The sequence below is a fragment of the Polaribacter staleyi genome (assembly GCF_038024045.1).
Taxonomy (GTDB): Bacteria; Bacteroidota; Bacteroidia; order Flavobacteriales; family Flavobacteriaceae; genus Polaribacter; species Polaribacter butkevichii.
Genome location: NZ_CP150665.1, coordinates 1,550,104 through 1,572,869, shown reverse-complemented (window position 1 = coordinate 1,572,869; position 22,766 = coordinate 1,550,104). Strand labels below are relative to the sequence as shown.

Annotated in this window: 15 protein-coding genes; 11 read left to right on the top strand and 4 right to left on the bottom strand. The window is 31.4% G+C overall.

The window, feature by feature from the left end; translation table 11 throughout:
* Positions 1–31: 31 nt before the first annotated feature.
* The 4 genes from recQ to gyrB all read right to left on the bottom strand — a co-directional run bounded on the left by recQ (position 32) and on the right by gyrB (position 6,664).
* Entirely contained in the window at positions 32–2,143 is a 2,112-nt protein-coding gene (gene recQ / locus WHD07_RS06890) for a DNA helicase RecQ (protein ID WP_343330572.1), read from the bottom strand.
* Positions 2,144–2,411: 268 nt separating this feature from the next.
* Entirely contained in the window at positions 2,412–3,338 is a 927-nt protein-coding gene (locus WHD07_RS06885) for a malate dehydrogenase (protein ID WP_105050376.1), read from the bottom strand.
* A 132-nt stretch (positions 3,339–3,470) separates the two neighbouring features.
* Positions 3,471–4,463 (bottom strand): DUF6588 family protein, encoded by a 993-nt coding sequence (locus WHD07_RS06880; protein WP_343330571.1) that lies wholly within the window; start codon positions 4,461–4,463, stop codon positions 3,471–3,473.
* Between the two features lie 263 nt (positions 4,464–4,726).
* Positions 4,727–6,664, bottom strand: a complete 1,938-nt coding sequence (gyrB, locus tag WHD07_RS06875; protein ID WP_105050378.1) for a DNA topoisomerase (ATP-hydrolyzing) subunit B — start codon at positions 6,662–6,664, stop codon at positions 4,727–4,729.
* A gap of 596 nt (positions 6,665–7,260) precedes the next feature.
* Between gyrB and WHD07_RS06870 the strand changes: the two genes are divergently transcribed.
* The 11 genes from WHD07_RS06870 (at position 7,261) to trpD (ending at position 22,745) form a co-directional block, all read left to right on the top strand.
* Positions 7,261–9,765: a TonB-dependent receptor gene (locus WHD07_RS06870; protein ID WP_343330570.1), complete on the top strand. Its 2,505-nt coding sequence runs from the start codon at positions 7,261–7,263 to the stop codon at positions 9,763–9,765.
* Positions 9,766–9,841: 76 nt separating this feature from the next.
* Entirely contained in the window at positions 9,842–11,605 is a 1,764-nt protein-coding gene (locus WHD07_RS06865) for a glycerophosphodiester phosphodiesterase family protein (RefSeq protein ID WP_343330569.1), read from the top strand.
* A gap of 374 nt (positions 11,606–11,979) precedes the next feature.
* Positions 11,980–12,246, top strand: a complete 267-nt coding sequence (locus WHD07_RS06860) for a hypothetical protein (protein ID WP_211296753.1) — start codon at positions 11,980–11,982, stop codon at positions 12,244–12,246.
* 2 nt (positions 12,247–12,248) lie between these two features.
* The gene (locus WHD07_RS06855; RefSeq protein ID WP_343330568.1) at positions 12,249–13,649 is read left to right on the top strand and encodes an amidase family protein; all 1,401 of its coding nucleotides are present in this window, start codon (positions 12,249–12,251) and stop codon (positions 13,647–13,649) included.
* Complete coding sequence (gatB/aspS, locus tag WHD07_RS06850) at positions 13,649–16,984, top strand: bifunctional amidotransferase subunit GatB/aspartate--tRNA ligase AspS (RefSeq protein WP_343330567.1); 3,336 nt, start codon at positions 13,649–13,651, stop codon at positions 16,982–16,984. The genes WHD07_RS06855 and gatB/aspS overlap by 1 nt, the downstream gene beginning before the upstream one ends.
* A 142-nt stretch (positions 16,985–17,126) precedes the next feature.
* Positions 17,127–18,320, top strand: coding sequence for an ImmA/IrrE family metallo-endopeptidase (locus WHD07_RS06845; RefSeq protein WP_343330566.1), 1,194 nt, complete (start codon positions 17,127–17,129; stop codon positions 18,318–18,320).
* A gap of 9 nt (positions 18,321–18,329) precedes the next feature.
* The gene (locus tag WHD07_RS06840; protein WP_343330565.1) at positions 18,330–18,875 is read left to right on the top strand and encodes a hypothetical protein; all 546 of its coding nucleotides are present in this window, start codon (positions 18,330–18,332) and stop codon (positions 18,873–18,875) included.
* Positions 18,876–19,309: 434 nt separating this feature from the next.
* Entirely contained in the window at positions 19,310–20,701 is a 1,392-nt protein-coding gene (locus WHD07_RS06835; protein WP_343330564.1) for an anthranilate synthase component I family protein, read from the top strand.
* 84 nt (positions 20,702–20,785) lie between these two features.
* Positions 20,786–21,064 carry a hypothetical protein gene (locus WHD07_RS06830; RefSeq protein ID WP_343330563.1) on the top strand — a complete coding sequence of 93 codons (279 nt, stop codon included), beginning with the start codon at positions 20,786–20,788 and terminating at the stop codon, positions 21,062–21,064.
* Between the two features lie 21 nt (positions 21,065–21,085).
* Positions 21,086–21,664 carry an aminodeoxychorismate/anthranilate synthase component II gene (locus WHD07_RS06825; RefSeq protein ID WP_343330562.1) on the top strand — a complete coding sequence of 193 codons (579 nt, stop codon included), beginning with the start codon at positions 21,086–21,088 and terminating at the stop codon, positions 21,662–21,664.
* Positions 21,665–21,755: 91 nt separating this feature from the next.
* Positions 21,756–22,745: an anthranilate phosphoribosyltransferase gene (gene trpD / locus WHD07_RS06820; protein ID WP_343330561.1), complete on the top strand. Its 990-nt coding sequence runs from the start codon at positions 21,756–21,758 to the stop codon at positions 22,743–22,745.
* The last annotated feature ends 21 nt before the right edge of the window (positions 22,746–22,766 follow it).

The following is a 22,766-nucleotide window of genomic DNA, read 5'->3' as shown; positions in this document are numbered from 1 at the left end:
GTTTTTAGAGAGTCTATTGTTTTAATCAGATCTATTCATTCTTTAGGATGAGTGTAATGCTAAGTCTTATTTCTCCGTAAGAAACTTCTTCGTTTAGTTTGTCGTAAATTGGTTTCAGTTCTATTTTTCTGTCTAATTCATTAAAAGCAACTCGTACTTTGTCTACCACTTTTTTATCTACAAGTTTTTCTAAATTCACATTTTTTCCTTCCATGTATAGCTGAGATAAATGTGAAAATATAGTGGTTATAGATAAACTTCTTTCTTCTGCAATTTCTGCAGGATTTAATCCCGAATTATATAAATTAAAGGTTTTTTGTATGGTGGTAATTTTTCTGGGTTTGGCTACGTTTTTAAATTTACGAATTACAGTCATAAACTCCTCACCATATTTTTCCATTTTATTCATTCCTACACCAGAAATTGCTAAAAATTCATTTTCTGTTGTTGGAAGCTCACTTGCCATTAATTTTAATGTTTTATCGTTAAAAATGATGTAAGCGGGCATTTTTTCTTCCTTAGAAATGGCGTATCTTATTTTTTTAAGTCCTGTAAATAAATCTTTATTTGTTTCTCCTTCAGTGGTAATCTTTGTTGCTTTTTCTTTTTTCTGTTTATCATCAATTTTTACAGGGGTAGTTAAGCGTATTTTTTTTTCTCCTTTTAAAACTTCCCACCCGATGGGTGATATTTTTAAAGCAGAATTTTCGCTATACATAATTTCTATAAGACCTTGATTTGCCATTTGAATTACATAATCTCGCCAATCAAAAAAGCTAACATCTTTACCAATTCCGTAGGTTTTTAAATTGTAATACTGTTTTGTGTGAATGTCTGCATTATTACTGCCTCGTAATACATTTATCAGCATCGTAATTCCGTCTTTTTCTTTCATTCTAGCAATTCCAGAAAGTGCCTTTTGAGTTAAAACAGTACCGTCAAAATCTTGAGGTGGATTTTCGCAAACATCACAATTGCCGCAATTTTCAGTAAGGTGTTCTCCAAAATAGGATAATAATATTTTTCTTCTGCATGATTTTGCTTCTGCAAACTGAAGCATCCTATTTAGTTTTTCTTTTTGCATGGCACTGTTTGCGCCGCCATCTGCAAATTGGCTGTACAACACAAAATCTCTCATGTTGTAGTATAAAATGGTTTCTGATGGTAATCCATCTCTTCCTGCTCTTCCTATTTCTTGATAATAACCTTCTAGGTTTTTTGGTAAATTATAATGAATTACAAAACGAACATTCGATTTGTCAATTCCCATCCCAAAGGCGATAGTGGCAACCACTATTTTTACATCGTCATTTATAAAATCGGTTTGCGTGCTTTCTCTTTCTTCATGATTCATTCCTGCGTGATAAAACGCTACAGAATGCCCTTCTTTTTTAAGGTAGTTTGCTACTTCCTCTGTATTTTTTCTGCTTAAACAATAAATAATACCGCTTTCGTTTTTTCTTCGTTTTATAAAACTGGTAATTTCTTGTAGTTTTTTCTTTTTCTGTACTTGTCCTCTTACTTCTATACTTAAGTTTTTTCTGTCAAAAGAAGAAATAAATAATTTTGAATTTTTTAAACCTAGTTGAGTTTCTATATCTTTTCTAGCAGATTTATCCGCCGTGGCGGTTAATGCCATAAAAGGTACGTGTGGTATAGAATTTCTAAATACTTTTAGTTGTGTATATTCAGGTCTAAAATCATGTCCCCACATACTTACACAATGGGCTTCGTCAATAGCAACTAATTTTATGTTGAGTTCTTTTAACCAGGTATTGCTTACTGATATTAATTTTTCAGGTGATAAATATAATAGCTGTATTTCTCCGTTAATGGCTTTGTTAATAACTTCGTTTTCTTCTTGTGTAGAGTTAGAGCTGTTAAAAAAATCCGCTTTTATTCCGTTTGCCTTTAAAGCTTGTACTTGGTCTTTCATTAATGAAATAAGTGGGGAAACTACAATGGTAATTCCATCAAAAATTAATGCGGGGATTTGAAAACAGATAGATTTTCCTCCTCCAGTTGGCATTAATACAAAACTGTCTTTTCCTTCTAGGGTTCTGTCTATAATTTCTTCTTGTAAAGGACGAAAATTCTCGTAACCGTATATGTTTTTTAAAAGAGTATGTGTTTGCTTTTTCACTTTTTCAATAATTAGAATGCTAAGATACATGTTATCTGTAAATCTATAAGAAGATTGATTATTGATGTTTTAAGTACAGTATAAATCTTTGAAATTATTATGGTTTTAGAAAAAGTATACGGACTAAGTTTAATGTAATAGGAGTGGAGCTTTTTATTTTGATAAACGCTGTTTCTAACAAATAGTGAAGTATAAAAAAACCTCAAAGAAAATGTCTTTGAGGCTTTTAAATATTAAATGCGGTGTTAGATAAAATCTATTAATAGATTTATAATTCTAATAAACCGTTAGTTGCTTTTACACCAGCTGCAGATTCTACTAATTTTGCTTTTTCAGCATCTGTTAAGCTAATTTCAACAATTTTTTCAATTCCGTTAGCACCTAATACACAAGGTACACCAATTGATAAATCGCTTAAACCAAATTCACCTTCTAATAAAGCAGAACAAGGGAATATTTTTTTAGTATCACAAGCAATTGCTTGCACCATTGCAGAAACTGCTGCACCTGGAGCGTACCAAGCAGAAGTACCTAATAAACCAGTAAGGGTTGCACCACCAACTTTAGTATCTTGCACAACTTGATCCATACGTTCTTCAGATAAAAACTCTGAAACAACAACACTATTTCTAGCTGCTTTTCCAATTAATGGTACCATTCCTTTATCTGAGTGACCACCAATAACCATACCGTCAACATCAGAAATAGGAGCTCCTAAAGCTTCAGCTAATCTGTATTTAAAACGAGCAGAATCTAAAGCACCACCCATTCCAATAATTTTATTTTTTGGTAAGCCAGTAGTTTTATGAACTAAATATGTCATCGTATCCATTGGATTTGATACTACAATAATAATTGTATTTGGAGAATGTTCTATTAAGTTTGCTGAAACTGTTTTTACAATTCCTGCATTAATTCCAATTAATTCTTCACGTGTCATTCCTGGTTTACGAGGAATACCAGAGGTAATTATACAAACATCAGAATTTGCTGTTTTAGAATAATCACTTGTGCTTCCTGTTATTTTTGTATCAAAACCATTTAAAGAGGCAGTTTGCATTAAGTCCATTGCTTTACCCTCGGCAAAACCTTCTTTAATGTCTAAAATAACTACTTCTGCTGCGAAGTTTTTAATTGCGATGTATTCTGCACAACTTGCTCCTACTGCACCTGCTCCTACTACTGAAACTTTCATATATATAATTTTAAGATTTATAATAAATTTTAACTCTAACAAAAATACGAAATTTACTTAAGATTTTAGTTTTTTAAAAGCAAAAAGACACCTTAAAAAGGTGTCTTTTTGCGAAAAGGATTTCGAGCTTTTCTATCTAATACTAAATGCAATACCTGCCGAAACTGTATTGTATTCTTGTAGAGTGTAATCTGCAAATATTTTAAAGAAACCTAAGCTTAATCTTGCTCCAAGAGTTGTTTTAAAACTTGCTGCAGAAAACTTTAAATCTGGTGGAGTTAATTCTTCTTCATTAGAACCTCCTTTATCGTAAGTATACGTTCCGGTCATTTTAAAGTCGCTGTTTCCAGAACCATAACCAATACCTCCGTAAACATTTATAATTGGAAAGTTTAAAGAAGCCAATGCTTGTACGTTAAATGCTTTTAAATCAAATTCTGCAGCTCCGTTATCTATGGTGAGTTCTTCATTGTCAGTGTTTTCAAAACCATATATTACGTTTAAAGTAGTGTAAGATGCAAGTAAAGATACGTGTAGGGGTAGTTTGTCTAAAGGTCCAAACCAACTGGTAATTTCTTTCTTTAAACCTAATCCTATCATTTTTGCGCTTCCTCCATCATCACCAAAATCTGTTTCAGGGAAATAACGAACCATTGCTTCAAATTTGTAAGGTAAACCTACGTTTAATTGTAGTGTTGGTGCGGGTACAGCGCTTACGGGTAAGTCTTCTGCAATACCTCCTGGCATTTCTACAGAGATTGTTTCTCCATCTTTTGTTACAGTATAGGTGTTTCCTTCACCTTCTCCCATTAAAGTAGGTCCTTCATAAGAACCTCCGTTATGTGTTAGTCCTGTAACTCTAAAAATTTCTTTAGATGAAGGAACTAAAGCTCCGCTTGCTCCGATAGTTAAATCGAATCCTAAAACTTTATGTACTTTGGCAGTGTGTGCCCATCCATTATTCATAGAGTAGATAAAACCTTCCATTGCTGGAGCAAAATAGCCTTCAAGAATTTTTTTAGAATCCTCTTGTCCTCCTAATATAATTTCCTCAAAACCATCTTGAGCTTTGGTGTTAAATGCTAAGGTGAATACACCTATAAATATTAAAATTCCTTTTTTCATTTGTAATATGGTTTAGTTTGTTATTGGTTAAAATTTACTGGCTTTACTGGCTAAAATATAAAAATATATCAATAAGTAAAGTTTAATGAGGTTATAAACGGTTAAAAACGGGTGTTTTTCATTAGTAGTAAGTAGGCTTTTATTTTTTAACTGTATCTTTTTAAAGAAATAGCTGTCTAAGAAACTTGATAAAAGTATCAAAAAAAAACACACACTTCTACGAGTAGAAATGTGTGTTAAATAAAATTATTTAGGTTGAAATTTTATACGTCTATATTAGCGTATTTTGCATTTCTTTCTATAAAATCTCTACGAGGCGGAACATCGTCTCCCATTAGCATAGAGAAAACTCTATCTGCTTCTGTAGGACTGTCGATTACCACTTTACGTAAGGTTCTAAATTCAGGATTCATGGTAGTGTCCCAAAGTTGCTCTGCGTTCATCTCTCCAAGACCTTTATATCTTTGAATAGCAACATTACCACCCATTTGCTGTGCAATAACATCACGTTGATTATCGTCCCAAGCGTATTCTCTTTTTTGACCTTTTTTAACTAAGTATAATGGTGGTGTTGCAATGTAAATATAACCTTGCTCAACCATTTCTCTCATGTATCTAAAAAAGAACGTTAATATTAAGGTAGCAATATGCGATCCATCTACATCGGCATCACACATAATAACTACTTTATGATAACGTACTTTAGATAAGTTTAAGGCTCTTGGGTCTTCTTCTGTACCAATAGAAACACCTAAAGCGGTAAACATGTTTTTGATTTCTTCGTTTTCAAAAACTTTATGTTGCATTGCTTTTTCTACATTCAAAATCTTACCACGTAATGGTAAAATGGCTTGAAAGTTTCTATCTCTACCTTGTTTTGCTGTTCCACCTGCCGAATCTCCCTCAACTAAGAAAATTTCACATTGTGCTGGGTCAGTTTCAGAACAGTCAGATAATTTACCAGGTAAACCACCAATAGACATTACTGTTTTACGTTGTACCATTTCTCTGGCCTTACGTGCTGCATGTCTTGCGGTTGCTGCTAATATTACTTTTTGAACGATGATTTTTGCATCATTCGGGTTTTCTTCTAAGTAATCAGCTAACATTTCTGATACTGCTTGCGAAACTGCAGAAGTTACCTCTCTGTTACCTAATTTTGTTTTTGTTTGCCCTTCAAACTGTGGTTCTTGTACTTTTACAGAAACAATAGCGGTTAATCCTTCACGGAAATCGTCTCCAGCAATATCAAATTTTACATTTTTAAGTAAGCCAGATTCGTCAGCATACTTTTTTAAAGTTCCTGTTAAACCACGTCTAAAACCAGATAAGTGTGTTCCACCTTCGTGTGTGTTAATGTTGTTTACATAAGAATGTAGGTTTTCTGCATAAGAGGTGTTGTATACCATGGCAACTTCTACAGGAATCCCGTTTTTCTCACCTTCCATAGAAATTACAGAACCAATTAATTGCTCACGTGTAGAATCTAAATATTTAATAAATTCTGGTAAACCTTCATCAGAATGAAAAACTTCTGATATAAAGTTTCCTTCATCATCTGTATTTCTTCTGTCTGTTAATGTAATGGTAATACCTTTATTTAAAAAAGATAATTCGCGCATACGAGTAGACAAAGTCTCGTAGTTGAATTCTGTTGTTTGCTTAAAGATAGATTTGTCTGGTAAAAAAGTAACAATTGTACCTGTAAAATCTGTTTCTCCAATAGTTTTAACAGGATATAAAGCTTTACCTTTTTCGTATTCTTGTTCCCAAACTTTTCCTTCTTTGTGTACAGTTGCTCTTAAATGATCTGATAATGCATTTACACAAGAAACACCAACACCGTGTAAACCACCAGAAACTTTATAAGAATCTTTGTCGAATTTACCACCGGCACCAATTTTTGTCATTACAACTTGTAGTGCAGAAACGCCTTCTTTTTTATGGATTCCTACAGGAATACCACGACCGTTATCTTTGGTTGTAATTGAGTTGTCTTCATTTATGGTAACATCAATTGTATCACAATAACCACCCATTGCTTCATCAATAGAGTTATCTACAACTTCGTATACTAAGTGGTGTAAACCACGTATTCCTACGTCTCCAATATACATGGAAGGACGCATTCTTACGTGTTCCATTCCTTCCAGTGCCTGAATACTGGAAGCGTCATAATTATTTTTATTCTCTTCGCTCATTATATAAAGTGAATTATTAATTTTTTAGATTGCTGAAATTCGTTTTAAAAAAAAAAAAATTTCAGTAATCTCAAATTTACGGTTTTTAAAGTGCTTTTAAAGTGTTTTTAGCAATTTTGTTTAAAAATTATCAACATTTGTTGATTTCTTAAAAGTGGCTTAAATGGCTTAAAAATGGTTTTAAAATTAATTTTAATATTTTTTACTTCTTCTTAAAAATCAGAATGATTAAAAGTGGCTTAAATCTTTTGTTTTTATATTGTAAAATAGGGGTTGTTTTTTGTTTAATGGAATAATAGCGTATTATTTAGATTGTATTTATTGCCATAGAGTGAGTTCGTATCGTTTTGTTATAACCAGATTTCTGCCTCGGTAAAATGATTAAGTAGGTGTTATTCAGCTGTACATATTTAGTTTTTTTCTGATAAAAACAAACACCATTAATGTGCTTAATTTTTTGTGTTATTGTTTTGTAAATTATTTGTAAAAAATAGGGTCTAACTATTTAAAAAGTAACTATTGTATGATTTTAAGTTAACAAGAGTCTTGCTTCACAAAGATAAATTTGCATTCTAATTAATTTTAAACTCAATAAAATGCATTTTAAATTTTTATTTACTTTTTTAACACTCTTTAGTTTAATTAGTATAAACGCACAAGATGTTAGCGTATTAAAAGGAACTATAACCACAGAGCAAGGAGAACCTATTATGGGGGCAAATGTTTATATAAAAAAATTGTCTTTAGGTGCAACTTCTAATGAAAATGGAGAATTTATATTAGAGAAAATTGCAAATGCGTCTTATATTGTTGAAGTTTCATATTTAGGATATAATACAATTATAAAGAAAGTATTAATTAGTAATTCAGAAACAATTGAAAACTTTAGTTTAAAAGAAAGTTCATATATGTTAGAAGGTGTTGTGGTAACATCTCAGAAAAGAGAGCAAAAGAATAAAGATGTTCCAATTGCTATTACTTCTTACGGAACAGATTTTATAGAAAATCAAGGAACTTTTGAGTATGATGCTTTATCAGAATATGTACCTGGTTTTCAAGTGCAGATTCAAAGTGTTAATAATCCCGGAATTGTTATTAGAGGAATTACAAGTGATAGTGGAGATTCTAGAGTAGAGCCAAGAGTTTCTATCTTTCAAGACGGAGTTTCAATTAGTAAGTCTAGAGGTTCTGTTGTAGAATTGTATGACATAGAACGTGTAGAGGTTTTAAAAGGTCCGCAAGGAACCTTGTTTGGTAGAGGTGCGCAAATTGGTGCCATGCATATTATACAAAATAAAGCAAAAAACGAAACATCTGGAGCCGTAAAAGTTGGTTATGGTAATTATAATCAGGTTTTAACTACAGGGTATTATAATACACCTTTGGTGAATGATAAATTATTTTTTAGAGCTGCGGCAATTTATAATTCTAGAGATGGTTTTATAGAAAATGTTTCTGGCGGAGATTTAAACGGAAAAGAAACACTTGCTTTTAGAACATCATTTAAATATCTAATAAATGATAATACAACTTTAGATGTTATTGCAAACTGGCAAAAAGATACGCCTCCAGGTACTTCTTTTAAAAGTGGAACTTATGCGCCAATTGGTGGTGATACAAACCCAAATACTTTTGCTGATTTAGAAAGAGGAGAAGAATTAGGTTTAGATAGAACTGTTTACGGTGTTACAGGTATTTTAAAACATGAGCTGAATGATGTTTGGGATGTTACTTCTACAACCGCTTATAGACAATTTGATTCTAATGAAGCTTTTGATGCTGATGGAACTGCGGCTCCTGCTCTTTATTTTAGAGAAATTGCTAAAGGAAAACAATTTAGTCAAGAGGTTCGATTTAATTTTGATACAGATGAGAAGTTTAGAGGTTTCTTTGGTGGAAATTTTTTCTTTGAAGATGGTTCGCAAGAAGTACCATGGGAATTGGATGAGAGAAGTTTTGGTGTGTTACTTTTAAATCCTACTGCTTTTGTTGTGAATGGTGTGCCAACTTTGTTGTCAAATATACCTAATGATTCTGCAACATTTGGTGCAATAGCAGGTGCTCCTTTAAGTTCTTATAATAAAGAAACGTATACTAATTTTGGTAAAAATTATTCTGGCGATGTTTTTGCGGATGCTTCTTATGATGTTACAGATAAATTATCGATTACTTTAGGGTTAAGAGCTACTTGGGAAAACATTAATGCGGCTTATCAAGTAGAAGATGCTGCTACTCCTTCTAATTTAGGGTATTTAACAGGAAATCATCCAAATGTATTATTTGCAAGTACCAACGGAGAAAAGATAGAAGCAAGTGATAATTTTTTATCTGCGGTTGGTCGTTTCGCGGTAAATTATGATGTGAATGATAATATTACTTTTTTCGGAACAGCTGCAAGAGGAAGAAGACCTAACGTTATTAGTGTTACAGCAACGGAAACAAATATATTATCTGATGAAACAGTAATGTCTTATGAGATTGGTGCAAAATCGTTGTTCTTAAATAATAGATTACAGTTTGATATCAATGGGTATATGTATGATTATTCTAATTTTCAAACAACAATTACCAAGTTTGAAGAAGGAAAGCTTGTGTCTACACCAGAAGATAGTGGAAATGCAAGTACATTTGGTTTTGAAGCAGCTACGCAATTTGCTTTTACAAAAAGTAGCAGTTTCTTTGCAAACTATGGGTATATAGATGCTTCTTTTGATGATAAAGATTCTAATGGAAATGAACAAGCTTTAGCTGGAAATACATTTAGATTAACCCCTAAGCACTCATTCTCTTTAGGTTTTAATATCAACCCAAAAATCAACAAAAATTTAGATTTCTTTTTTAGGCCAACATATACCTATAAGTCTAAAGTGTTTTTTGAAGAAACCAATTTACCTAATATTTCACAAGAGGGTTATGGAATCTTAAATTATAAAGTAGGGCTTACTATAAACAAAATGTATGAGCTAGGTTTTTATATGAACAATGCTTTGGATAAACAATACATTATTGATGCAGGTAATACAGGTGGTGCTTTCGGAATTCCGACTTTTATTGCTGGTCCACCAAGGTTCTTTGGAGCGCAATTAAAAATAAAATTTTAAGGTTTAAAAATAAATAAGAAAGACTGCTAAAAATGTATTTACAATTTTAGTGGTCTTTTTTTTAATTATAATAACAATGAAAAAAAATATTTTATCGTTTCTTTTTTTTATACTATTTATTACTGTTGTTAAAGGACAAGAAGTTGTAAATTTAGCTGCTTTAGAAAAAAGTATAAATTATAAAGAAGCTCATGTTAAAGGAATGAAATCAGGAAATGAAGCCAGAATTATTTGGTCAGAAAATTATAAGGAAAAACAATCTCCTATAGCGTTTGTGTATTTACATGGTTTTGGTGCAAGTGGTAGAGAAGGGGAGCCGGTAATGAGCATGCTTTCTAAGAAATACAATGCAAATGTTTATCTATCTCGTTTAAAAGAACATGGTTTGGGTAGAGATGATAACTTTATAAATTTAACACCAGAAAATTATATCGCTTCTGCTAAAGAAGCTTTAGAAATAGGAAAAAAGATTGGTAAGAAAGTTATTTTAGTAAGTACATCAACAGGTGGAACTTTAAGTTTAAAATTAGCATCAGAAGATGCTTCTATTTTAGGATTGGTAATGTATTCTCCGTTTATCGGACTTAAAAATCCTGCATTTGCAGCCATTGTAACTCCAGAAGGAAAAGCCGGATTTATAAAAATGAATCACGGTGAAATTATCAAGCAAAAAAGACCTGAAGAAGAAGCTAAATATTGGTCTACTTCTTATCATGTTAATGGGTATGAAGCTTTAATAAAAATGTTAATCAGCAACATGACTCCGCAAACATTCTCTAAAGTTAAGATTCCTGTTTTTGTAGGGTATTATTATAAGAATGAAGAAGAACAAGATCAGGTAGTTTCTGTGGATGCAATTCTAAAAATGTATGAGGGTATAGGTACTTCTGTTGATAAAAAAAAGAAAGTAGCTTTTCCGAAAGCCGGAAATCATGTAATTGCGTGTGATTTAAGATCGAATGATTGGGAGAGTGTGTACAATGAAACTGTAGCTTTTATTGATGCAACTATTTTAGAGAAAAAAAAGCATTATGATTTTGAATTGCAAGGGCATAGAGGAGCAAGAGGTTTATCACCAGAAAATACAATGCAAGCTTTTGAAAAAGCATTAAATTTAGGTGTAAATACCATAGAGTTAGATGTGGTTATTAGTAAAGACAACAAAGTAGTGGTTTCTCATGAGCCTTGGTTGAATGATGAAATTACGTTAGATGCCAAAGGAAATCGTATTACAAAAAAAGATGCTGCTGCTTTTAATATGTATAAAAATAAGTATCAAGAAATAAAGAAATATGATGTTGGTTCATTAGGGAATCCTAAGTTCCCTGAGCAAGAAAAAGTTGCTGCTTACAAACCCTTGTTGTCTGAAGTAATTGCTTTTGCTGAAACTAAAAACACTAAAATTCTTTATAATATAGAAATTAAAAGTACGCCTACGGATGAAAAAAATGGGTTTCAACCTACTGTAGCTGAATTTTCAGATCTTGTAATAGCGCAATTAAAAAAAGCAAAATTACCTGTAAAAAGAATCGTTATTCAAAGTTTTGATCCTAGGGTTTTAGAATATATTCATAAAACGTATCCAGAATTTATTTTGGCATTTTTAACGTATCAGAATGATTTTAAAACAAACATGCAGATGTTAAGTTTTGTGCCAGCAATTTATAGTCCATATTTTGTGTTGTTAAATAAAGAGGAGGTTGCTAATATTCAGAAAAATAATATGAGAGTTATTCCTTGGACAGTAAATAAGAAAGAAGATATGATTAACTTGTTAAATATGGGGGTAGATGGTTTAATTACAGATTATCCTAATATTGCAATTCCTTTAAGAAAGTAAGTTTTTTTTATTATAAATAGTGAAGTCCCCCAATTTTGCCGTTGTATTTATAAGGAACCTACTATTTAATTAGTAGATTTCTTGTAAATAAACTTTAATATTTTGTTATATCAATAAATAAACAAGGATATATTAGAAATATTGTAAAGGTTGTATAAAATCTTAAAAAAGAAGATTGTAAACGACATTTTCTCTATATATTTGACGTCAATAACGTTACAATGATAAATAATAATAACAATCGTAATTTCAATAATCCTAATTGTTAGGGTAGGGAGGTTGTTGTTTATAGATATATACATAAAGCCTTCCTAATCGGAAGGCTTTTTTCATGTTCTGAACTTGTTTCAGAATCTTAATTAAAAAATAAAGAAATGAGCAAAATAATGACGGTAGACATTTTGTCTAGTATTAAGGGAGCAGAGCCATCGGAATCGGTGAATCAATTGTTTGAGGTAATTAAAAATGCAAATACATCAGATAATAACGTTAATACCAATCATAACAATGCTGTAACTTTAGATGATTTAAGAGAAGATATTGTTATTGATAGTCCGCAGGCAGAAAAACAAATAATTATTGAAAACTTTCCGAAAGAAAAGAATGGTTTTTTAGTAGTTTCTAAAGTGATAGAAGAATAATTATGGAATCGCAAATACATAAAATTCATCAGCAATTGGTGAACAAAGAAATTTCGTGTACAAAACTGGTACAAGAAAGATTAGATTTATTAAAATCGAACACACACAATACTGTCAATTCACTTTTAGATACCTTGGCGCTAGAATTAGCTGCTAAAGTAGATGCTAAAATTGCAAACGGACAAGAAATTGGTTTGTTAGAGGGAATTCCGTTCGGAATTAAAGATGTGTACATGGTACAAGGAACTTTAACAACGGCGAGTTCAGATTTATTAAAAAAATACAAAAGTCCTTACACGGCTACTGCTATTCAGAAATTATTTGATGCAGGCGCAATACCTTTAGTAAAAGAAAATTGTGATTCTTTTGGTCACGGTTCTTCTTCTGAAAACACCATTTTCGGAGCCGTTAAAAACGCAATCAATACAGATTTAGTTTCTGGAGGTTCTAGTGGAGGTTCTGCAGTAAATGTTGCAAAAGACTTTACGGTGTTTTCAATTGGTGGAGATACAGGAGGTTCTGTTCGTCAACCGGCAGGTTATAATAATGTCTACGGATTAAAACCAACGTACGGAAGAATTTCTAGATACGGATTAATGGCGTACGCATCGTCTACAGATTGTGTTGGCCCAATTGCAAAATCTATTGAAGATATAAGAATTGTTTTAAATGTAATGAGTGGTAAGGATAGTAAAGATCAAACCACGTATCAATCGGAAGCAATCTCTGAAGCAACTATTTTAAATGCTGATGAAATAAAAACTGTTGGATACTTTAAAAATTTCATTGAAAATGATGCGATTGATGCAAAAGTAAAAGCGGATTTTTTAGCAATCATAGAAAAAATAAAAGCCAAAGGAATTGAAGTTAAAGAATTAGATTTCTTTGAATCTGATACCTTAGTTTCTACCTACTATACTTTAGCAATGGCAGAAACGGCATCGAATTTATCTCGATTAGATGGAACTAATTACGGAAATAGAATAGAAGGCGATACTTTAAAAGAGACGTATTCTATTACAAGATCAGAAAATTTCTCTGAAGAGTCTAAACGTAGAATTGTTGGTGGAAACCAAGTGTTATCTCAAGGTTTTTCTGATGAAATCTATTTAAAAGGATTAAATGTAAGAGATCAAATTGCCGCTAATTTTGAAAAAGATTTTAAAGAAGTTGCTATTATTTTATCACCAGTAACACCAAATTCGCCACCAAAAATTGGCGATAGTTTAAAAGATCCTTTAGCAATGTATTTGTCGGATGCGTATACGGTTGGTTTTAGTTTAGGGCAATTACCAACGTTAACCGTGCCACAAGGAACAGAAACAGGATTACAAATTACGGCAGCAAAAAATAATGACGAACTTGTTTTGAAGTTTGCTAACTTCTTAAAAGATACGATATAATGGAACTGGAACAATTAAATGAGCTTATAAAAAAGCACGACTTAGAGTTAGTAATCGGTATTGAAACGCACGTTCGATTAAATACAAAAACAAAGTTATTCTGCTCTTGTGCAAATCAAGAAATAGAACAACCAAACCAAAATATCTGTTCAGTTTGTACAGGGCAAATGGGGGTTTTACCTTCTATAAATAAAGAGGCAATTACAAAAGCTATTTATTTTGGAAAAGCAGTAAAATCTACTTTTTCTAATGAAGTTATTTCTTGGGATCGTAAACATTATGAATACCCAGATAACCCAAAGAATATTCAAATTACACAGTTTCATAATCCTGTAATTCCAGACGGAGAAGTTTCTTGTTATAGAAATGACGGTTCGCAATTTACAGTGAGTTTAACACAAACTCATATAGAGGAAGATGCTGCAAAATTAATGCACGAAAAGAAAGTTTCTTTAGTCGATTTTAACAAAGCGGGTGTTCCGTTAATAGAAATTGTAACAGACCCTTGTATTCGTCACATAGGAGATGCATCTACGTATGCACAATACATTCAACGTATTGTTCAGAATTTAAAAATATCTGAAGCAAATCTTGAAAAAGGAGAGTTTAAATCGGATGTTTCTGTATCGCTTCGTAAAAAACACACGTATGATTTAAACCCAAGAACAGAAATCAAAAACTTAAATTCTTTTAAGTTTATGGTAGATGCTCTAAAGGAAGAAATTGAAAAGCAATTAAGTTATTACGTAGAAAATAAAGCGTTTAGACCAGACCAAACAACGGTTTTATGGGATGCAGATTTAAAGCAGACTAAAACAATGCGTAAAAAGGAATTTGAAGCAGATTATCGTTTTATTTCTGAGCCAGATTTACCTTTTGTAAACATTAAAAAAGTTGTAGATAGTATACATGTTGATATTAGTTCTTTGCCTTTTGCAGTAGAATCTATTTTGATAAAAGGTGGCGTTTTACCACAAGATGCTAAGTTTTTTACAGCAGATTCTTTAAGATCAGAAGTTTTTGTTGCCATCAATAATAAAATTAACGATGCTTCTTTCGTTGCCAAAACATTGGTAAATAATATTGGAGCAGATGAGTATGAGAATATTCATAGTGTAGATCAGTTAATTGAGATTTTTCAATTATTTAAAGACGATAAAATAACGTCTGTTTTAGTGCAAAACGGAATTACATCGTATTTAAAAGATAGAACTTTCGATTATAATAAATACTTTGAAGACAATACCATTTCTGAAGATAAAATTAAAGATGCTGTTGCAAAGGTAGTTTCTGAAAATGAAGCAATTGCAAACGATATTAAAGCAGGAAACCAAGGTAAAGCAGGTATTCTTGTTGGTAAAGTAATTGGTATTATTGGTAAAGGAGCTTCAGGGAAAGTAATTCGTCAAGAAATATTAAATGCTTGTTCTGCGGATGTTAAAACGACTAAGAGTGCAGCTGTAGCTGATGAGTCAAAAGCAACTAGCGATCAGCCAAAAGCAAAGATAGAAGAAGAAACGTTACCTCAAGTACCTATTATCATAAAAGAGGAATACAGAACTCATAAAATTTCTCAGTTATCAGAAGACTCAATTAATGATGAGGTTACTTTATCGGGTTGGGTTTCTAGTGTTAGAGATCATGGTGAATTAATTTTTATTGATTTACGCGATTCTAGCAATCAAGTTTTTCAAGTACGTTTAAGTAGAGAAACATTTCCTAATTTAGATGAGCTTGTAAAGTTAAAATCAGAATCTGTTATTTCTGTAACCGGAGTTGTAGTTCAAAGGAATGAAGACGATTATAATGCGGGTTTAAGAACTGGTAAATTAGAATTAGAAACAGCTGCTTTAGATATTTTAAACTTATCTAAAACGCTTCCTTTTGAAATAAAAAGAGCAATGAAATCGAACGAGAATGTTCGTTTTCAATATAAGTTTTTAGATCATAGAAATGATGAGGTTCGTAAAGCTATTGTGAACCGTCATAGAGTAATCAAGCTAATGCGTGATATCTTAGACGAAGAAGAGTTTTTAGAAATTGAAACGCCTATTTTAACGGCTGGTACAGACGAAGGAGCAAGAGAATTTATTGTGCCTACAAGAAAACAAGCGGGTTCTTTTTACACGCTTCCGCAAGCGCCACAACAATTTAAACAAATGTTAATGGTGGGTGGTTTTGAAAAATATTTTCAAATAGCACGTTGCTTTAGAGATGAAGATTCTCGTGGAGACAGACAACCAGAGTTTACACAATTAGATATAGAAATGGCATACGCAAGTATGCAGCAAATTATCGATTTAAATACCAAAATGTTTAATGAGATTGTGAAGAAAATCTATGGTAAAAAATGGGTTTTACATCCTTTTGAAGTAATTACGTATAAAGAAGCAATGGATAAATATGGTTGTGATAGACCAGATTTACGTTACGGATTGCAAATGCAAGACATTACGGATATTGTAAAAGATACCACATTCCAAGTTTTTAGCAAACCAATTGAAGAAGGCGGAATTGTAAAATGTATTAAAGTTTCTGCAGCAGAGCAAGGAAATAAAAGAGCTTCTAAAGGACAGATTGAAAACCTAACTGCCATAGCACAACAAAATGGATTAGGTGGTTTGGCATATATTATTGTAAATGAAAATGATTTACAGTCGCCAATTATTAAGTTTTTAGGAGAAGAAATTGCCGCAAATATTATAAAAGCTACCGATGCTAAAGTTGGTGATATTGTATTTTTCTCAGCAGCAGATTATGCAACAGCAAACAAAGCATTAGATGCTGTTCGTCAAGAAATGGGACGCATTTTTAAATTGATAAATCCTAAAGAATTAAGACCAGCGTGGGTGGTAGATTTTCCAATGTTTGAAAAAACAGATGAAGGAAGATGGACATTTACACACAATCCTTTTTCTATGCCAGCAATCTATGACTTAGAAAAGCACATGACTGGAGAAGGAGAAGAAATAGGAACCATAATCGCGCAACAATATGATTTAATCTTAAACGGTTATGAGATTGGTGGAGGTTCTGTGCGTGCACATAAGGCAGAAATTTTAGAAGCAACCTATAAAAATATGGGTTATAATAAAGAAGAAATGATGAAAAGTGTGGGTACAATGTACAAAGCTTTTCAATATGGAGCGCCTCCTCACGGAGGAATTGCTTGGGGGGTAGACAGATTAATGATGATTTTAGAAAAGAAAGCTTCTATTAGAGAAGTAATGGCTTTTCCTAAAACAGGTTCATCAGAAGATTTATTGTTTAATGCACCTTCAATTTTATCTGATAAAAAGGTAGAAGAAATGAATGTTAGAATTATAAGGAAATAGTTTTTTAAGAATTCTTGAAAATATTAAAATCTCGCGAAAGCGAGATTTTTTTGTTGTTTATTTATTTTAAGGGTAATTACCCTCGAATTTAATTTATTGTTTATTTTTGTTGTATATTTGTAGCGTAAATACTCTTTTTTTTATGAATGATTCAGATATAGATGACTTATTGAAATCAATTTTTTCAAATGATAATCCTTTAGATATAAGAGGAATGTTTGAAGATAAATTAGAATCTTATAAGATTAGTAAAACTAAGGCTTTAAAATTATTAAAAATAGATAAAGATGTTTTTGAACAAATAATAAATGGAAGTGCTAAACAGCCTAACTTGATACATATCGTGAAAATTGCAGAATTTTTAGGTATATCTATTAATAAATTTATTGAAGTTGTTTTAAGTAATCAAAGTCCGGAAAATATACGTTCTATTGAAAATGCAAGGAAAGCTACATTTTTATTAGACAATTTTGATGTAAAAACTTTGACGAAATTTGGTTTTTTTAATGTCAAAGATGAATCAGATAAATTAGTACATAAAATTCTATCTTTTTTTGGGTTTAATTCTATTGAAGATTATCAGCTAGAACTTAACAAGCCTTTGTATAGTAGTGCTAAAAGGAATTTTTCAGATAAGATGAAAGATTTTTGGGTTAAGTCAGCATATCAGACTTTCAAGGTTATTGATAATCCTAATCATTATGATAGAAATCGATTAAAAGATTTAATTATAAAGATAAAACCATATTCTCAAGATATAAAAAATGGTTTATTCACTGTTTGTAAAGCATTATACAATATTGGTGTAACTGTTGTTTTTCAAGATTATCTAGCGACAACACAAGTAAGGGGAGGAACGTTTATTATTAAGGAAAAACCTTGTATTGTTCTTACTGATTTTAATAAAAGCTATCCTACAATTTGGTTTACTCTTCTACATGAGTTGCATCATGTGTTGTTTGATTTTGATTTGATTAAAACAAATAGTTTTCATTTAACTGGTGATGCTGATTTATTTTTAATAGAAGAAAAAGCTGATTCTTTCGCTAGAGATTTTTTTATGCCAAAAGAAAAATTTATATACATAAAAAATTATATAAACAATCCTTATTTAGTTTCCAAATTTGCAATTGAAAATGAAATACACGTTTCTATTGTATATTCATTTTTTATTTGGTATCAGAACAATTTATATGATAAAAAGTATTATGGTGCTTTTAATAAATTCTATCCAGACTATAAAGAAGCTCTAAATAAATTAAGTCCATTATCATGGAATGATGAAAGTATAAAATCAGTAGGGGAAAGAATAAAGCACATTTTAGAAATTAATTAAAATTAGAATATGTCAGAGAATAAAAAAGTAAAAAAACAAATAGAGCTTTCTGAAGCAGATATAGAGAGATTAGAGTTATTGCAAAAAGCAAATGAAAAAGTTGGTAAACAATTATCTATAGATTCAGAGCATGGAAACCTTGTTGAGGTGGATGAATTAAGAGAGTTAATTGGAAAAGAATTTGAAAACCCTGAAGAGAAGTATAATATATATTATAAAGGAATTAGAAATTTATTAATAGCTTATTTGCCTAAAGGAAAAGAATTTAAGGAGGTTAGAGATATTATCTATGATGAAAAAAATATTTTTCTAAATTTAGGTAAACGTAAATCTGATAATAATGGTATTCGAGGAGGAGATGGTAGAATGACTTTTCAGCCTGTTATGAATGAAATTCTTGATATCATTGTTACATGGGTTGCTAAATCACAGAATCCATTTGATATTTATCGATCATTTTATGAGTTAAATGAAAAACATAATTATGGTCATGAGCAATATGATAAATCTGCTTTAAGTGTTGCTAATGCAATGTTTAAGTTAAGTGAAAAATAGTTTATATACCTAATGATTATCGATAGAGGTTTATGTTTTTTTACAAAAAACTTTGCGACCTTTTGCATTTTATTTCTTAGTGTTTTTGAGGTTAATTTCAAAATAAATCTATCTAAACATTGCCTATTTTAAAAATCTATCTTATTTTTGTTTCAGAATGAAAAACAATACAAAAAATACTTGGTGGTGGAACTCTCTTAATTCATAAGTGAGAAGAATCCTATATGTATATATAACATAAATTAAAAAAGGCTTATCTCACGATAAGCCTTTTTTTTATGATGATTTTTTAAATCATCCAAAGTAAAAAAGAATAGACAAATGTTCCCTCGAGCATTACTAAAACCAAAATATATTTTGGTTGAAAGTATCGAACGCAGTTCTCGAGAGGTTCTAAAAAGGTCTCGACTGCGCTAGACCAAACAAAAAGTAACATGAAAAAATTACAGTTTAAAACAATTCACAAAACAAAGATTGCAGATACCGTTACACCGGTTGGTTTGTACTTGCGTTTTAGAGACAAATACGCTAACACTTTGTTGTTAGAAAGTTCAGATTATCATAGTAAAGAAGAAAGTTTTTCATTTATTGCGGTAGAGCCCATTTTAACGATGAAAGTGGACGATTATCAGTTTTCTGTTTCTCATAAAGGAACACAACTAGATCAGCAACCTATCAACAAAAACTTTTATGAATTGTTTGATAAGTTTACCAATGCTATAGATTTAGAGTGTCCAGCCGAATTAAAATCGTTCAACGGATTGTACGGGTATACAACCTTTGATTCTGTTCAGTATTTTGAGAATATTCAATTTAAAAACAAAAAAGCACCCTCTGCAATTCCAGAAATGCAATACAGTTTTTACCGTTTTATTATTGCCATCAATCATTTTAATGATGAAATGACATTGATAGAAAATGTAGAAGAAGGTACAGCATCTCGTATTAAAGAAGTTCAAACTATTATAGATGCACAATCTTTTAATACACAAAAATTCGAAATTGTAGGCGAAGAAACTTCAAATACAACAGGCGAAGAATTTATCGATTATGTTAGAAAAGCAAAATCACATTGTAAAAGAGGTGATGTTTTTCAATTGGTTTTGTCACGCCAATTTCAACAAAAATTTAAAGGAGACGAATTCAATGTTTATAGAGCATTACGTTCTATCAATCCGTCGCCATATTTATTTTATTTCGATTACGGTTCATTCAAATTAATGGGATCTTCACCAGAAGCACAAATTAAAATTTCTGCAGGTAAAGCCACTATCAATCCTATTGCAGGTACGTTTAGAAGAACGGGCGATATGGCAGAAGACATTAAGCTGGGTAAAAAATTATCCGAAGATAAAAAGGAAACGGCAGAACACGTAATGTTGGTAGATTTAGCCCGTAACGATTTAAGCAAACATGCCGATAAAGTTACCGTTGAAGTATTTAAAGAAGTACAGTATTTTAGCCACGTAATTCACTTGGTTTCTACGGTTAGAGGTAAGATTAAAGGAAACCCAATAGAAATTGTTGGAGACACTTTTCCTGCCGGAACCTTAAGTGGAGCGCCAAAGTACAAAGCAATGGAGTTGATCGATAAATATGAAAACCAAACCCGTGGTTTTTACGGAGGAGCAGTCGGAATTATCGGTTTAGATGGTTCTGTAAATTTGGCCATTGCCATTCGTTCTTTTGTTAGTAAAAACAATGTTTTATATTCGCAAGCAGGTGCAGGAATCGTTATTCATTCTAATGAAGAAAAAGAATTACAAGAAGTAAATAATAAGTTAGCAGCTTTAAAGAAAGCATTAATTTTAGCAGAAAATATTTAGGGCGTTTTAACAGGCTTTCCACTATATCTTTTTTCCGAAAAAGAAAAAAAGGATGCCGTTTCAATCCCTAACGCGAATTGATAAATGAAAAAAATATTTACAATTAAAAATGTAATTTTAGGAATATTATTTATTCTATTAGATTTAGTTGTTTATATTTTTTTAGGGATAGCAATGATGGATTACGATGATTTCTATGAGGAATCAAAAGGTGAATATATGAGTTTAGAAAGTATGGATACTTTTCAAAAATCAATTTTCATCAGTATGAATATTTGGAATATTATTAATATATTATTAGTGATTTTTATAATTTATAAAGTGTATAAACACTTTACAACAATTAAACAAATCCACGATTAAACGATTACACAACAAAAGAACATGAAAATATTAATTTTAGATAATTACGATTCGTTTACCTATAACTTAGTTCATATGGTAGAAAAAATTACAGGAAATTTCCCTGCAGTTTTTAGAAACGACGAAATCAGTATTGCAGATGTAGGTACGTATGATATCATTATGTTATCTCCAGGTCCAGGAATTCCGGATGAAGCAGGAATCTTAAAGGAAGTCATTAAAACATACGCCGGTGTAAAACCAATATTCGGAGTTTGTTTAGGCTTACAAGCAATTACAGAAGTTTTCGGAGGAAAAATCATCAATTTAGACGATGTTTTTCACGGAGTTGCCACAGAGATGAGGGTCTCAGACCCTTCAGCTACAATTTTTAAAGATGTTCCAGAAACATTTATGGCGGCACGTTACCATTCTTGGGCAGCAACAGACGAAGGTTTTCCAGAAGAAATACAAGTAACTGCAAGAGATGAAGATGGTTTAATTCAGGCAATTGAGCACAAAATATTTCCAATTTCTGCAGTTCAGTTTCATCCAGAATCTATCTTAACAGATGTTGGTGAGCAGTTGGTTACTAATTTTATTAATAGTGTAAAAAAGTAATGTCATTACGAGAGAAACGAAGTAATCTCATTTTTAATTAAAAGATTGCCACATCAAATTATCATTTGATTCGCAATGACAAGTAAGAATTATGAAAGCAATTTTAAACAAATTATATAATCACGAAAGATTGTCTAAATCTGAAGCAACACAAATCTTAAAAGATATTGCTGCAGAGAAATACAATGATGCGCATTTAGCATCATTTATGACCGTTTTTATGATGCGTCCAATAACAGCAGATGAACTTGCTGGTTTTAGAGATGCGTTGGTAGAATTGGCTATAAAAGTAGATTTATCAGATTATAATACCATAGATATTGTTGGTACAGGTGGCGATGGAAAAGATACGTTTAACATATCAACACTAACTTCTTTTGTAGTTGCAGGAACAGGACAAAAAGTAGCTAAACACGGTAATTATTCGGTGTCTTCTCAGTCTGGTTCTTCCGATATGTTAGAAAGTTTTGGGTACAATTTTACCAATGATGAAAACATTTTAAGAGCACATTTAGAGAAAGCAAACATTTGCTTTTTACATGCACCAAAATTTCATCCAGCAATGAAAGCTGTAAGTCCAACAAGAAAAGCGTTGGCATTAAAAACGTTTTTTAATATGTTAGGTCCTTTGGTAAACCCAAGTTCACCTAAAAACCATATGTTAGGGACATTCAATTTAGAAATTGCACGTTTGTATAATTACATTTTACAAGAAGAAGATATCAATTACGGAATTATTCACGCGTTAGATGGTTATGATGAAATTTCACTAACAAGCGGATTTAAATTCTTTACTAAAAACGGAGAACAAATTATAAATCCAGAAGATTTAGGACAAAAAAGAATTCAGCAATCAGAAATATTTGGAGGAAATTCAGTGGCAGATGCAGCAAAAATTTTCAAAGCTATTTTAGAAGGAAAAGGAACAGAAGCACAAAACAATGTGGTGTTAACAAATGCTGCTTTTGCATTAACTATTGTTGATGAAACCAAACCTTTTGATGCTGCTTTTAATGAAGCAAAAGATTCGCTTTTTGGATTGAAAGCAAAACAAACATTAGAAAAATTAGTAAGTTTATAATTAGAACGTCATTACGAACGA

Coding starts and splice junctions, on each gene's coding strand:
- WHD07_RS06845 (WP_343330566.1), top strand. CDS start 17,127: ATGAATGATTCAGATATAGATGACTTATTGAAATCAATTTTTTCAAAT.
- WHD07_RS06885 (WP_105050376.1), bottom strand. CDS start 3,338: ATGAAAGTTTCAGTAGTAGGAGCAGGTGCAGTAGGAGCAAGTTGTGCA.
- WHD07_RS06860 (WP_211296753.1), top strand. CDS start 11,980: ATGAGCAAAATAATGACGGTAGACATTTTGTCTAGTATTAAGGGAGCA.
- WHD07_RS06825 (WP_343330562.1), top strand. CDS start 21,086: ATGAAAATATTAATTTTAGATAATTACGATTCGTTTACCTATAACTTA.
- trpD (WP_343330561.1), top strand. CDS start 21,756: ATGAAAGCAATTTTAAACAAATTATATAATCACGAAAGATTGTCTAAA.
- WHD07_RS06830 (WP_343330563.1), top strand. CDS start 20,786: ATGAAAAAAATATTTACAATTAAAAATGTAATTTTAGGAATATTATTT.
- WHD07_RS06865 (WP_343330569.1), top strand. CDS start 9,842: ATGAAAAAAAATATTTTATCGTTTCTTTTTTTTATACTATTTATTACT.
- gatB/aspS (WP_343330567.1), top strand. CDS start 13,649: ATGGAACTGGAACAATTAAATGAGCTTATAAAAAAGCACGACTTAGAG.
- WHD07_RS06840 (WP_343330565.1), top strand. CDS start 18,330: ATGTCAGAGAATAAAAAAGTAAAAAAACAAATAGAGCTTTCTGAAGCA.
- WHD07_RS06835 (WP_343330564.1), top strand. CDS start 19,310: ATGAAAAAATTACAGTTTAAAACAATTCACAAAACAAAGATTGCAGAT.
- gyrB (WP_105050378.1), bottom strand. CDS start 6,664: ATGAGCGAAGAGAATAAAAATAATTATGACGCTTCCAGTATTCAGGCA.
- WHD07_RS06880 (WP_343330571.1), bottom strand. CDS start 4,463: ATGAAAAAAGGAATTTTAATATTTATAGGTGTATTCACCTTAGCATTT.
- WHD07_RS06870 (WP_343330570.1), top strand. CDS start 7,261: ATGCATTTTAAATTTTTATTTACTTTTTTAACACTCTTTAGTTTAATT.
- WHD07_RS06855 (WP_343330568.1), top strand. CDS start 12,249: ATGGAATCGCAAATACATAAAATTCATCAGCAATTGGTGAACAAAGAA.